17 protein-coding genes are annotated in these 12,315 nt (G+C 43.3%); 9 read left to right on the plus strand and 8 right to left on the minus strand.

Annotated elements, in window-relative coordinates; translation table 11 throughout:
• Window position 1: 1 nt before the first annotated feature.
• Entirely contained in the window at window positions 2-1,390 is a 1,389-nt protein-coding gene (locus tag ACP5KC_RS00410) for a TldD/PmbA family protein (protein WP_424739944.1), read from the minus strand.
• Between the two features lie 113 nt (window positions 1,391-1,503).
• Here ACP5KC_RS00410 and ACP5KC_RS00415 point away from each other — a divergent pair, with 113 nt between their 5' ends.
• The 3 genes from ACP5KC_RS00415 to amrS all read left to right on the plus strand — a co-directional run bounded on the left by ACP5KC_RS00415 (window position 1,504) and on the right by amrS (window position 3,439).
• A complete protein-coding gene (locus ACP5KC_RS00415) occupies window positions 1,504-1,698 on the plus strand; it encodes a hypothetical protein (protein ID WP_273434543.1) in 195 nt (64 codons plus the stop codon).
• 95 nt (window positions 1,699-1,793) lie between these two features.
• Entirely contained in the window at window positions 1,794-2,102 is a 309-nt protein-coding gene (locus ACP5KC_RS00420; protein WP_424737667.1) for a hypothetical protein, read from the plus strand.
• 251 nt (window positions 2,103-2,353) lie between these two features.
• Window positions 2,354-3,439, plus strand: a complete 1,086-nt coding sequence (amrS, locus tag ACP5KC_RS00425; RefSeq protein ID WP_052883538.1) for an AmmeMemoRadiSam system radical SAM enzyme — start codon at window positions 2,354-2,356, stop codon at window positions 3,437-3,439.
• On the opposite strand, the gene ACP5KC_RS00430 is transcribed toward amrS, so the two are convergent.
• The gene (locus ACP5KC_RS00430) at window positions 3,436-4,440 is read right to left on the minus strand and encodes an FAD-dependent oxidoreductase (protein ID WP_273434546.1); all 1,005 of its coding nucleotides are present in this window, start codon (window positions 4,438-4,440) and stop codon (window positions 3,436-3,438) included. The genes amrS and ACP5KC_RS00430 overlap by 4 nt on opposite strands.
• A gap of 109 nt (window positions 4,441-4,549) precedes the next feature.
• Here ACP5KC_RS00430 and ACP5KC_RS00435 point away from each other — a divergent pair, with 109 nt between their 5' ends.
• Window positions 4,550-4,987, plus strand: a complete 438-nt coding sequence (locus ACP5KC_RS00435; RefSeq protein ID WP_052883540.1) for a hypothetical protein — start codon at window positions 4,550-4,552, stop codon at window positions 4,985-4,987.
• 1 nt (window position 4,988) lies between these two features.
• On the opposite strand, the gene cyaB is transcribed toward ACP5KC_RS00435, so the two are convergent.
• The 3 genes from cyaB to ACP5KC_RS00450 are packed head-to-tail and all read right to left on the minus strand — an operon-like array spanning window position 4,989 to window position 6,251.
• Window positions 4,989-5,534, minus strand: coding sequence for a class IV adenylate cyclase (gene cyaB, locus ACP5KC_RS00440; RefSeq protein ID WP_273434548.1), 546 nt, complete (start codon window positions 5,532-5,534; stop codon window positions 4,989-4,991).
• A gap of 4 nt (window positions 5,535-5,538) precedes the next feature.
• On the minus strand, window positions 5,539-5,967 hold the full coding sequence (locus ACP5KC_RS00445) for a hypothetical protein (protein WP_052883542.1): 429 nt from the start codon (window positions 5,965-5,967) through the stop codon (window positions 5,539-5,541).
• On the minus strand, window positions 5,958-6,251 hold the full coding sequence (locus tag ACP5KC_RS00450) for a hypothetical protein (protein WP_424739950.1): 294 nt from the start codon (window positions 6,249-6,251) through the stop codon (window positions 5,958-5,960). Before ACP5KC_RS00450 ends, ACP5KC_RS00445 begins: the two co-directional genes overlap by 10 nt.
• A 142-nt stretch (window positions 6,252-6,393) precedes the next feature.
• Here ACP5KC_RS00450 and ACP5KC_RS00455 point away from each other — a divergent pair, with 142 nt between their 5' ends.
• Both ACP5KC_RS00455 and ACP5KC_RS00460 read left to right on the plus strand, forming a co-directional pair.
• On the plus strand, window positions 6,394-7,446 hold the full coding sequence (locus ACP5KC_RS00455; RefSeq protein WP_428286713.1) for a hypothetical protein: 1,053 nt from the start codon (window positions 6,394-6,396) through the stop codon (window positions 7,444-7,446).
• Between the two features lie 79 nt (window positions 7,447-7,525).
• Window positions 7,526-7,924: a hypothetical protein gene (locus ACP5KC_RS00460; RefSeq protein WP_428286714.1), complete on the plus strand. Its 399-nt coding sequence runs from the start codon at window positions 7,526-7,528 to the stop codon at window positions 7,922-7,924.
• Here ACP5KC_RS00460 and ACP5KC_RS00465 read toward each other — a convergent pair.
• Window positions 7,921-8,304, minus strand: coding sequence for a putative metallopeptidase (locus ACP5KC_RS00465; protein ID WP_428286715.1), 384 nt, complete (start codon window positions 8,302-8,304; stop codon window positions 7,921-7,923). The genes ACP5KC_RS00460 and ACP5KC_RS00465 overlap by 4 nt on opposite strands.
• A 204-nt stretch (window positions 8,305-8,508) precedes the next feature.
• Window positions 8,509-8,886 carry a hypothetical protein gene (locus ACP5KC_RS00470; protein ID WP_424739956.1) on the minus strand — a complete coding sequence of 126 codons (378 nt, stop codon included), beginning with the start codon at window positions 8,884-8,886 and terminating at the stop codon, window positions 8,509-8,511.
• Window positions 8,887-8,976: 90 nt separating this feature from the next.
• Here ACP5KC_RS00470 and ACP5KC_RS00475 point away from each other — a divergent pair, with 90 nt between their 5' ends.
• On the plus strand, window positions 8,977-9,231 hold the full coding sequence (locus ACP5KC_RS00475; protein ID WP_424737681.1) for a hypothetical protein: 255 nt from the start codon (window positions 8,977-8,979) through the stop codon (window positions 9,229-9,231).
• Window positions 9,219-9,638: a PIN domain-containing protein gene (locus tag ACP5KC_RS00480; protein ID WP_052883549.1), complete on the plus strand. Its 420-nt coding sequence runs from the start codon at window positions 9,219-9,221 to the stop codon at window positions 9,636-9,638. The genes ACP5KC_RS00475 and ACP5KC_RS00480 overlap by 13 nt, the downstream gene beginning before the upstream one ends.
• On the opposite strand, the gene ACP5KC_RS00485 is transcribed toward ACP5KC_RS00480, so the two are convergent.
• Entirely contained in the window at window positions 9,635-10,834 is a 1,200-nt protein-coding gene (locus tag ACP5KC_RS00485) for an aminotransferase class I/II-fold pyridoxal phosphate-dependent enzyme (protein ID WP_273434559.1), read from the minus strand. The two genes, ACP5KC_RS00480 and ACP5KC_RS00485, sit on opposite strands and share 4 nt — an antisense overlap.
• A 114-nt stretch (window positions 10,835-10,948) precedes the next feature.
• Here ACP5KC_RS00485 and ACP5KC_RS00490 point away from each other — a divergent pair, with 114 nt between their 5' ends.
• Window positions 10,949-12,238, plus strand: coding sequence for a DsbA family protein (locus ACP5KC_RS00490; protein ID WP_428286716.1), 1,290 nt, complete (start codon window positions 10,949-10,951; stop codon window positions 12,236-12,238).
• The last annotated feature ends 77 nt before the right edge of the window (window positions 12,239-12,315 follow it).

A 12,315-nucleotide genomic window follows, 5' to 3' on the forward strand; every position in this document is an offset into this window, starting at 1 on the left:
ATTACTCACCCCCAACCAATAGTCTGGTTGCTCTGAGAGTGGGTCCTCCATCCCCCACGTGAACCATCTGTCCAAATTTCCCGCATCCCCCGAAAGGACTCGTGGATATTTCAACGTTATCTGCTACAGCGTCAATATATTTGAGCATTTCAAGAATGTTTCCCGCTAGAACCACGTCCCGAACAGGCTCTTTTATTTCACCGTTCTCAATGATAAAGCCTATACGTGCATTAAATGTAAAGGTTCCATCTTCCTCTACCTGTCCGCCAGCGGGCTTGTCAAGGATAAGACCATGACGCGTCTCTCTTATGATTTCATCCTCTTTCCAGTCACCTCCCTCAAAAAACGTGTTTCTCATCCTGACTATGACGTCATGTGAAAAGCTCTGGGCTCTACCGTTACCTGTAGGCCTCATGTTCAACAGTGCAGCACTCTCCCTACTGTGAAGATACCCTACAAGGATACCTTCCCTTACAAGAAACGTCTTTTCAGTCGGTATTCCTTCATCATCGACCATGAGAGCAAAGCCGCCCCGAGGATCCATGCCAGAGTCAATAATTGTAACATACTCGCTTGCTATTTTCTCACCGAGTCTTCCGGTGAGCGGGCTAGTCTTTGCAAAAATACCGTCACCTTCTGTAAGATGACCGAAGCTCTCGTGAGCAAACACACCAGTTAGCTCGGGTCTGGTTATAACTACTTGTTCTCCAGCAGGCGCCCTACGTGCTTTAACAGCAAAACGAGCCATTTCAAGAGCCCTGTTTGCAGCTTTTTCGGGAGATTTCTCTCCCTCAAAATACTCGAGGCCCGCTGAAGCCCCAAATGTCTCGAAACCATCTCCCGTTCTCCCATTTTCCTTCAGTACAACGCTAGCCGAAATTCCCGTTACAAGTCTCTCAGATGAAACACTTATTCCGTCCGTAGAGTAAACCTCTACCACTCCATAATAGGCTCCATAGCGCGAGGTAGCGGTAGAGGCTCCACCCTCCTTTGCTACAGCATAGGCCCTTTTAACCAAATCAATTTTCTCATCTATGTCAACGTTGGAAGGATGTTTTCTAATATCCTTAAAAGCATACTCTTTACCCACTGGTGGGGGTTCAGCCAGACTCTTATTCCCTCTTCCTGCAGCTCTAGCAGCTTTAATTGCTTGATAAAGTGCTTGCTCCAAGCTGTCCTTTTTGAGGTCCGTGATCGAAGAGAAACCGAAGTTTCCATTTATTAGAACCCTTATCGCAGCCCCTCTCGAGCTAGAAGCTGAAAGGGAGACTATTCGACCGTTAACATATTGGATAAACTCCCTATTAGTATACTCGAACCTTACTTCGGCGAAAGGAACCCCTTCAGAGGAAGCTTTTTTCAGGATATCATCTGCAATGTCCTCGAACACGCTTAGACTAGTGCGAAAATGAGATAAATACTTTTCATCAGACCAGTCTTGCGCCTACGTTTAGAACTCTAAGGCCTCACGTTTATTAGCCGTCACGTCCCCTTAGAGAAGATATGAAAAGACCTTCACAGCAAGAACTAGCATTGGTAGTTGACCTAATTGAAGACGAATGCTGTTATGATTTGCCCGAGGGTAGACGCAGAATCTCTTTCCCGATTCAAGACTTCTCGTTCACCTCACCTGCAAACACTCACATCGATGTCATCGAGGCTTATAGAATAGGGTTGATAACGGGTATGACGCACTAATACATCGTAGAGCTGGGATTGGGAGAAGCGGGACTCTTGCCGCGATGGATCTCATATCTCTGGATTGATTTACTCGCGAAGGGGCTCTCAGCTGGGTGAGGATCCTTGAAGGCGGACCCCAGTCCCCAGCACAGTTCATCTCCCTTATGTGGTTCGGGAGAAATCTTGAGTTATTTGGATACGAGAAGTATCTCTATAACTCTAGTATTCTTTGTAAAAGTCCACCTGTTAGAGTGGATTTAGTTTTTTCAAAGATAAAGATAACGCTAGACATTTTGCTCAGGCTAGGTGTCCTGGCATTAGCCATGGACTCTGAGAAAATTTTCTCATGCTTTTCCAGAAATGTGGGAGAATTGCTCGAAAATGCGGTGGAGTTATTGCCCGAGATATTTAGAATTACTTGAGGCTGGGGTGTCGTTTTAGCAAACGAGGGGAAGCTACAGAGAAATAGGGCGTGAGAATGGAAAGCCTCGCCTAATCTTAAATGGCTTTGCTTGGGATGACTCGAAGATGGTCTCGCTTAAAAATGACCTGGATGTTCTAGTAAAATTTGGAGTCGAAGCGGAGTTGGAGGAGGTCTCAGCATGGTATGGCTTGACTAGATTAAAGCCAGATGCAAAATTTTAAACGGGGGAAGAGCTGATAATATTCTGTAATGAGCGAATTGTCGAAACCGTTCGTAAAGGAAGCTTTGTTTTGGGAAAAACTGCCTGATAAACCCGGATACGTGAGGTGCAATCTTTGTAGTCGTCGGTGTATAATAGCTCCTAATCGGTTTGGGGTCTGTGGCGTTAGGAGGAATGTTGATGGCAAACTATACACGTACGTGTACGGCTTGCTAACGGCAGCTAACCTAGATCCCATAGAAAAGAAGCCTCTCTCTCATTTTTATCCGGGTAGCGCTGTTTTTTCAATCTCAACCCCAGGTTGCAACTTCTTCTGCAAGTTTTGTCAAAACTGGGAGATAAGTCAGAGTAGGCTTGAATCAGGACTATACGGGATGCACTACACACCTGAGAGAGTCGTGGAGGAAGCCTTGCGCTTGAAAGCTGATGGTATCTCGTATACTTACAACGAGCCAACGATATTCTATGAGTTTATGCTTGATACCGCTAAGATCGCGAAGAGCAAGGGACTATTCAACACGATGGTAACAAATGGTTACATTACTCCCGAGGCATTAGAGGTTCTCGCCCCTTATATGGACGCTGCAACTGTGGATTTCAAAGGAGGTGCTAATCCTGAGTTTTACCGCAAGTTTATGGGTGTTCCCTCACCCGATCCCATTTATGAAACACTCCTATTAATGAAGGAGAAGGGGATCCACGTCGAAGTGACGAATCTGGTTGTCCCTATGGTAGGAGACGAGGAGGCTGACATCCGAAGACTCGCCCGCTGGATATACGAGAACCTGGGCGATGAAACTCCCTTCCACCTGCTCAGGTTCTACCCACACTACAAGATGATAGATTATCCGCCTACCGAAGTCGAGAAGCTTGACAAGCTAGCTAATATAGCGCGAGAGGAGGGCTTGAAACACGTCTACATAGGAAACGTTTGGGGCCATCCCTTGGAGCATACATATTGTCCTAATTGCGGGTACAAAGTTATAGAGCGAAAAGGCTTCTTTATAACGAGGTGGAGTCTTACAGAGGATAATCGATGCCCCAAGTGTGGTTACAAGCTAAACATAAAGGGAACATATAAGAAGAGGTTTTGGGGTTACGAATATCTCTTTTAACGAAGCTTTATTGAAAGACCCTTACTCTCCTTTTTACCTGGAATCTCCACGTGCTTCCAGTCAGCTACACTCCCAATCTTCTTTCCTTTCTTCTCCATTACGTAAGCGTAGGCGCTTAGAGCCGCACAGGCGCCCATCCCGGCAGCTATAACTGCCTGTTTGTGAGGCATTTCCGCTACATCACCGGCTGCGAAAACTCCTTGACGGCTAGTCCTACACATCTTATCAACCTTAATTTCTCCGTTTTCGTTGAGTTCCACGAAGCCTTTAAGGAAATCGGTCTTTGTTACGTAACCCATTTCGACGAAGACCCCGTCTACCTGTAGTGTCCTTGTTTCTCCAGTGCTCTTGTCCTTAACGACTAATGCTTCAACTTTTCTAGATCCCTTAACTTCGACAGGTATGGATCTGGGTACTAGCTCCACGTTTCCCTTGCTTAAAGCCTCACGTAGAAGATCCTCATCGTCAAACGGTTTCTCACCAGGAAAAACCCAAAAGACCTTGCTCGCATAGTCCCGAAGCCTGATAATGTTCTCATAGTTGTGGATACCCCATCCCACAAGAACCACTGTTTTCCCCCTATAGAGCGGAGCATCGCAGATTACACAGTATGAAACGCCTCTTCCTTTGAATTCCTTCTCACCTGGAACACCCATCTCCCTCGGGGACTTACCGAAAGCAAGTACAACAGCATCAGCCTCGAAAATGTTTCCCATAGCCGTTCTCAGCGCAAAGACCCCGTTTCTCTCCTCTATGCCCACTACTTCGTCGAAGATTATATGAGCGCCGTAAAGCTTTGCTTGTTCCTCTACACGCTTTACGAGGTCCAGGCCACCAATGCTGACAAATCCAGGGAAGTTTTGAATCTCCTGGGTTAGAAGGAGCTGTCCGCCAAGATCCGCGCTTAAAACGAGAGTGTTGAGTTTTTGGCGTGCAGCATACAGTGCGGCTGTTAGACCTGCTATACCGGCACCTACGATAATAACATCGTACTTCGACATAACCTTATCGACCGTATGGGGGAATGCATCAATATATATAAAAATTGATCTTGAGTAAACGGGGGAAACTTTATAGGGTGACTAAGAAGTAAATCTCGAAGTGGTCTAAGTGGTATACGAGCAGCGAAGTGCCAAGGGTCTAGCTATAGAAGGGATAACGGCTCTGGTCATCTTAGCAGCTTTGCTTTTCCTATTCTCCACGAGTTTCTGGATTTCCATTCCTCCCAACTCTAAGTTCCAAGTAGGGGATATTGTTGTTGTGCTTTTAACAGTTCTTTATATTCAGAGATCTGAACAATTAATTCCTCCTCTGTCAGCTGTAGCTTCACTAGCTCTGCACGTGGATGTTAAGAAGACATCTGGGATCTTCTACGGTTTTCTCAGGTTTCTCTCAATCGTTGTCGCATACTTTTCTCTTCGCAGAACAAGCTTAAGTTTCCTAACGGTTTTCCTTGACCAAAATAATTCGCAAATTCTCTATGATGCGTTCTTTACTACGCTTATACTCTTACACGTTTATTCTACTGTGAAACGACTAGTACACTAAATTATTCAATCACACTTCGATGCTTCTTCAGATAAAGTTCTAGATATGTTTCAGGTACGAGCTCTTTCAACCCGAGAGTTTCCGCCACCTTTTTAATACCCTCTTCGCCCGCACCTTTATCCTCTAACTCTACAAAACTTCCCAAGTCCTCTACCTTGTCAAGAGAGACCTCGACACCGTTGAATAGATAAAATTCACGATCTTTCTTTATTCGGGCGACTTCGTGAAAGCCAAGCTTTTTTAAGATCGTTAGAAGTGAGTCAAAATTATCAACAACAACCCCAAGCTCTACTCGTGTCTTAACCCACCCTTCCCCTCTTGGTCCTTTATAAGTCATCTCAACAAGTGCTTCTCTTTTCTCCTGGGATTTAAGGTACCTAACTCGGAGAGCCTCGTCAGTAGCACGGAAATCGCGGCATGGATGTTGGAAGTAAACATCAACCATTAGAACCTTATCAAGATAGATGGCTTTCAAGTGCTGAAGCTTCTCACGCAAGGCATCGATATTATTGCATCTAAATTTTGCTTCTAGCTCGATAGGTTCCATGTATTCATTCCTCTGCGGGAGTAACTATTGCTATATTCTTTAAATTCTCACTCATATTGTTAAGCTTATAGGAGAGTTTTAGTAAAACAGCTGCCGCCTCCATTGCTTTACACGAGTTGTGAGACTTTACTGCTTGAGACATATCGATAAGGGCCTGAGCTATCATATTTTTTATATCCTCGAGAATCTTCTCGGTTCTGTCCCTATACTCTAATGATAGGGGCATGGAGGAAACTCTAAGGAAGGAGGCCATTGCATCCGCTAGGGAGTATAGAGCATTACTGAGAACGAAAAAGTAGTTTTCATCCTTTAATAGACCGATGGAAAGCAGGATCATTCCCAGACTCCTAATCTGCTGAGGGTCTAATAAATTGTTTTTAATATCCCTCGAAGCCTCATTAATCATTCTTTCAAAACCTGCCTCTACCTCCATAACGCCACCCTTGATTTCTTACCTTCAAACATACGATACCTATATATCCTATAAATCATCTTCTTAGCGTCCTCAATTTCTTTTAAAACACTACGAACCTCCTCCATCATTTCATCCGAGGATATCCTTTCTAATATCTTCTTTAAGTAAGTCTCAGTAATGATGATTTCTAATGCCAGAGCCTCTAGCTCGTCAACGTTGACGCCTCTCTTAAGTATATCAGCTAGCCTGCCTGTGAAATAGCCCTGTGGGCACCTCTTTCTCCTACTTGCTCGATCAATCATCTCTGTCCAATATAGGCGAATCCATTACCAATAAATCTTTCGAGAAGGCCTGTGGGTCACGTATCGTGAATTTTCAACTATTTTAAATGTTAAAAAAGATATTTTTATAAAACGCTATAACGGAGTGCTAGAATAGGATAAGATGTTATTGGACAATCAAATCCTACCTGCTATAGCAAGGAGTGGTCTTGCATTAAAGCTGAATCCCAACGAGTGGGAGGTTGTAAAAGCTTCTACCAGTGCGTTAACCATAGCAAAGATATCGGAGACTACACGACTACCTTACAGTACTGTGATAGATATTGTGAGAAGACTTTCCCGGAAAGGGATCCTATTTTCATTTGTTCCATACTGCGATATGGTGGGATTAAAACCAATTTTTCTACTATTCCCAGACAAGCCCATAAAGAGTGTACCGGTTTACACAAGGGCAGTGTATTCGTTGCTTGGAAGACAACGCTACAAAGCAGTAAGCGCATTGGTTCCCGTGAAATTTATAAACGATTATATTTCCTATTTTTCCGAGGAGCCAATCGAATTTATCTCTACATACGAGATACGGCACTGGACAGCTTCTGGGAAACTTACTCAATACAATTCTAAGCTGGGTATACTTCTTCCACGGGAAGAAGGCTTAGAAGATGCACTGGTCGAGTCCCGTACAGCTGTTACTGAACATGAAAAAAGATGGGTGGATTGGGTAGACTTAATAATTCTTTACTTTAAGATGAGATACGCATTTACGAAACTCAGTGATGTATCTGAAATGGTTAAACAGGACTTCGCATTAAAGCCGCCAAGCAGGCAGCTCATGAGTTATCATTACAGAACCCATGTTGTATCCCTATGGTCGTATAATCGTACACTATTTCGATTAAATACAAGTTTAGTCCCGTTGAAGCTGTACCTCTTTGGTGGAAAAGAGGGCTTAACCGCTGCTAGGGTTTTAGTCCAAGCTCCATACATGTATGAGGGTCTCGTCGGAGAGTCCAGCGCAGCAGTTCTGGGACAACCTCCGAACTATATGGAACCCTTAATTCATGAAGTGTTAAACGTCACTAACGCAGATATGCCGTATGGTTCCCTTCTTGTGGTTCAAGAAAAGCAGACAGCTTGGATTAGTACAAGGGTTATAGAACACTACAGACAGAAAGGAGACTTTCCCCTCCCGGACATCGAGAGTTTTTCCACCTAGGTATTGTTTGGAAATGCTTAAATACTAGGTTAATAACTAAAATTATTAACTGAGTATGAGTACGACCGAACCCGAAATTATGGCCGAGCTCCTTAGCGAGGAGCTCGAGAACAAGGGGTACTTCAATATAATCTCAGAGGACGGAAAGACGCTTATACTCTACTCATGTCCTGGTGCTTGTTCTCCCATCTTTATTCGGATAGAAGAATCCGGGATGAGAATTGTAATTCCTCTATACGCGATAGATAAGAATATCGGAGACATAACTGGAGTTTTTAGGGAATCGTTAGGAGATATCCTTTCCTATAATGTATATGAGCTGTCTGAAAAATGTGTGGGGCTAGAAATTACTTCACCTGAGCTCTCATCATCTGATACGGACAGGATTATAAAGCTGATCAGAAATATACAGGGAGCCTTGATGGTTCTAGAGAAGACAAGAAAAGATGTATTAGTCGAAACAGATGTTCTTCTTTAAGAACCCTTCTTCATAAAATAAATTCTAGCAAGTTTTTTCACTCTAGCACCGTTAACAATTCTCCCGTGAGGCCGAAGTCCTCCTGAAAAATTAGATGGGATATGAAGAAGCTCATGAATCAAGACCTCTACTTTACGCTCGAACTGCAGGCTATCATATTTTTCTGATATGACCTCTATCACGTACAAGGGCTCCAGTCCAAATGCTGACTGGAAAACTCGTGGGAGACCATAAATACGGGCAACGGCAGAGCTCCTCGAACCATGGCTTCTAATAAATCCAACATTATCAAGTCTTATCCAGTTCATCCCCAGTTTGCTAACTATATCACGCGCTAAACTTTCCACGTCACGGGCAGGCTCATACCTTATCCTAGACACAATATTTTCTCGCATAGCCTTGATTTCTCTCCTTTATAAGGATTTGTAACTATCACACTTTCTCGGTAATATTTTCTTCTTTCATAACAACTAAACATTTCTTTAGTTAACCCCACAGCTGACCACTGGAATACATCCCTAAAATTTTCACCTGTCTTAGATAGGTTTGTAATTCCTTGGAGCCGTTTTAGTTTCTTCCCGTCATTAAAAACTTAAGATGGAGGATAAGACTTGCCTGAAGGAGTTAATCCTTTTTACTATGGCCATCGCAGTGTATTTGCTTATAGCCGGGTATTCGTAGAATGATTTTAGAATGATCTTTTCTTCCCTTACTTCAATTTCCACTTCCTCTTGCTGCATTATGTCAGGTGGGAGCTTTTTGCCATCCACTTCAGCATACATAGCAAGTCTCACTTTGTCCCCTAGGGAAACTATTTCTACAGTCATGTACTGATCTAGAGCTAGTACGTCCCATTTCGGGTTTTTTTCTAAGGAAGCTAGCACTCTGTAAAGTTGCTGGAATCCCTCCAGAATGTAAAATTTTATTCCCTCAATTTCAAATGATCTTGTCTCGGATGCCACAATATTCCTCCGCTGAATACTCTTAAAAGAATCTTAAATTTATTTCCTCGTATAGCGAGATATATAAAAGGGGCATTCCTGGATATTTTCGTGCCAATACGTAAACGATACATCGTAAAGCTTGGAGAGGATGGTTGTCTAAAAATACCGAGAACCCTACTTGAAGAGATAGGTGCGGCGCCAGGCTCATATGTAATGGTTACCCGTGAAGGGGCTAGTCTCATCCTGCGCTTCAGGGCTAAAAGGGTTCCCCTTAAACTCGGGAAACAGATCACGACATCTGAGATGGAGAAGTTAATTAAGGACGCCCTTGATGAGTTGGTGGTTGCGAGATGGGAGACGTGAGCAGGATAGTCGTTGACACGGATGTTTTACTTCATGATACATTTGAGGACAGCGAAAAGCATGCCGAGGCCTCGGGAATTCTTGATGAGGCGGATAGGATCTACCTTGCCTCTATCGTCGTCCATGAGTATCTATGGTTGTTGCTGACTAAGTTTAAGATAGACTTGGAGATAGTTCGCGAGAAGCTAGAGGAGTACTTCAGCGACTCAAGGTTTATTTATGTAAGCGAGAATAGCGAGGTATTTCTTAAAGCGTTAGAGTGGATGAAGGAGGATAACGCGGATCCTACTATGATCAATGACTACATTATTCTAGTTTTAGCGCAGAGGATGGGAGCTGTTCTCACAACCTATGATGAAGAGTTAAAGGCGATAGCTAGGAAAAGAGAGGTAAGCGTTTTACCTTAAGCATTCAGATTTTTTCTCATAAATCTCTCGATTCTCTTAAAGGCTTCATCCAGCAATTCAATGGGCGGTAGGAAAACAAGCCTTACGTGATTTCTACCTTTCTCCCCGAATCCAGAGCCATACACTACAAATACCTTTTCCTGAACTAGCAACTCCTTGGCGAATTCTTCGTCGCTCATCCGCAGATCCACACGCGGGAACGCATAAAAGGCCCCGTGTGGGGCTACTGGCATGTGGAAGCCCGGGATCTCATTTAGCCTCTTATAAGTATATAACCTTCTCTCATTAAGTCTCCTTTTCAACTCCTCAAGGTGATGAGGACTTTTCCTTGCAAAACGGGCTAAGGCTACCTGCATCGGGGTAACGGCAGAAAGGCGGGTCATGAGAAAGTTAAGTATCCCTGAGCGGATTTGCATTATTTTCTCTTCGGGTCCTTTGAGATAGATGTAACCCAATCTCCAGCCTGTGGCGAGGAAAGTCTTTGAAAAACCGTTTAGACCAATGATGATGTTATCTGGGCTAGCAACCTTAGCTGCACTTACAAACTCACCATCAAAGACAAGCGCGTCATAGATCTCATCGCTTACAACAGGTATATCGTTCTCCGCAGCTATGTCTAGGATTTCCTTGATTATCCTTGCAGGATAAACTGCGCCAGTCGGGTTGTGAGGATTATTTAAGACTAGGAACTTGGTTCCTTTATCTAAAAGACTTCTAAGCTTGTCAGTATCTGGGATCCATCCTTGATCCTCTAAAGCAGGGTAGAATACTTTTCTTGCATTATAGAAGTCTGCGAAACTTATGTATAACGGGTAGCTTGGATCAGGAATAACTATTTTATCACCCTCGTTAACCAGGGCTGCAAACAGTGCGTTTATTCCCTCTGAGACGCCACTAGTCACTAAAACATTACGAGGCTCTATCTCCACATCGTTCCACGTTTTTTCTTTAAAGGAAATTGCCTCTTGTAGTTCTCTTACGCCCTCTGAAGAAGCATAATAATTGTGTCCCTCCATCATCGCGTGGTAAACCTCCTCAATTAGTTCGCGGGGCGTTCTGAAGTCATACTTAAGCGGATCTCCAACATTCAAGTATATGACCTTCTCGCCTTTTTCTTCAAGACTCCTCGCCAGTGCATTATATTTTCTTATGGGATAATCAAGCCTCTCTATTCTTTTGGATAGCATTTTACTCATGTAAAAATATTCGTGAAAAAAATTTATATATATTATCGTTTTTAAATGGCATAGATGTATAGACAAGTTTATTTCTTTCCGGTTTATAGCTAGCCCACGAGGACTGATACTTGAATGCAGAGGAAAAATTTACTGTTAATTATCGCTTCAGTCGTGGTACTCATAGGAATTCTGAGTGTTTTATACTTGATGAGGGGGTTTACAGTATCCTCCCGGACTATAACAGAAAGTTGCCCAACACCCTCACTCGTATATGTGTATGTCACAGAACAACAGAAAAACGCGGCGGACGCGATCACATCGGCTTTCAAGACTGTATTGAACCAATATGGTATAAACATTATAAACACTCCTGTGTGTACTCTTCCAGCGAGTTCCCTTCCTCAGAAGCTAAGGATCTATCCCGCGCTCCTATATAAAGGGGAAATACAGTCCCTTCAAAAATATACTGTTGGAAAAATCGGAGATTATAATATATTAGCTCCAACCATATCAGCAACTTTCGCATACTACCAGGGTGTCAACACGACCTACGGTGTTACCGCCGAGGCGCTAATAGTAGAGAGCGATGCTCCCTACGCAAAGGTCAACCTCACCGACAAGGATCTTAAAACTTTGTTGTCAGAGGTGGCTGTGGCTAACATTACAAAGGTGACAAGGCTAAAACCTGACGAGGCAGGAGTAAAAGTCCCATATGCTCCAACAATTTTGTTCAAGTCGGATTACAACCTTTCCCAGGGTGTACGCTATATTGTCAGGCTCAAAAACAACATATACACTGTTACGAACGAAACCCAGCGTGCCCTGGCAAGTTATCTAGGTTTAACAATTCTCGAGACAAGAGTACCGCCTGACCCCCTCTTGGACAAAGGCATAAACTTTGGATCTCCCTCCGCTATAACATTATATATTCTTGAAGACTATCATTGCCCGTTCTGCGCGGATTTTATAACAAATCTAGGGGGGTATCTCCAGTCTTTGGTCAGAGAGGGAAAGATTAGAATGGTTTTCGTCGATCTCATAATTCACCCCGAGGTCACAAGCATGCATGCATTTACCCGCTGTGTCTATAACTTAACAGGTGATTCAGAGGTATATTTCAACATCACCAGAGAATTGTACAAGAAGGGTATTTCAACAACTATAAACGACACGAAGCTTATCGCCTTAAAGTATCTACCACAGCAACTAGTCCAAAAAGCACTGGAATGCTCAAGCACGACAGAAAACTTAGTTCTACAGGATTCGCAGCAATTAACAAGCCTAGGCTTTACCGGTACGCCGACCTTAATATTCTGGAATAACACAACCCAGAAAGGACTCATTATAGAAGGATGTTTGCAGCAGCATCCATGTATGACAGAAGAACAACTCAACAACATTTTACAATGGCTCGGGAAATAATCTTAAGGTTTCTTTCTTTAAGCGTGACCAAAGAATAAACTGAGTAGTCTTGAGCAAGATCTAAAAAAAGCATAAAT

The sequence above is a fragment of the Infirmifilum sp. genome, from assembly GCF_049970975.1.
GTDB lineage: Archaea > Thermoproteota > Thermoprotei > Thermofilales > Thermofilaceae > Thermofilum > Thermofilum uzonense.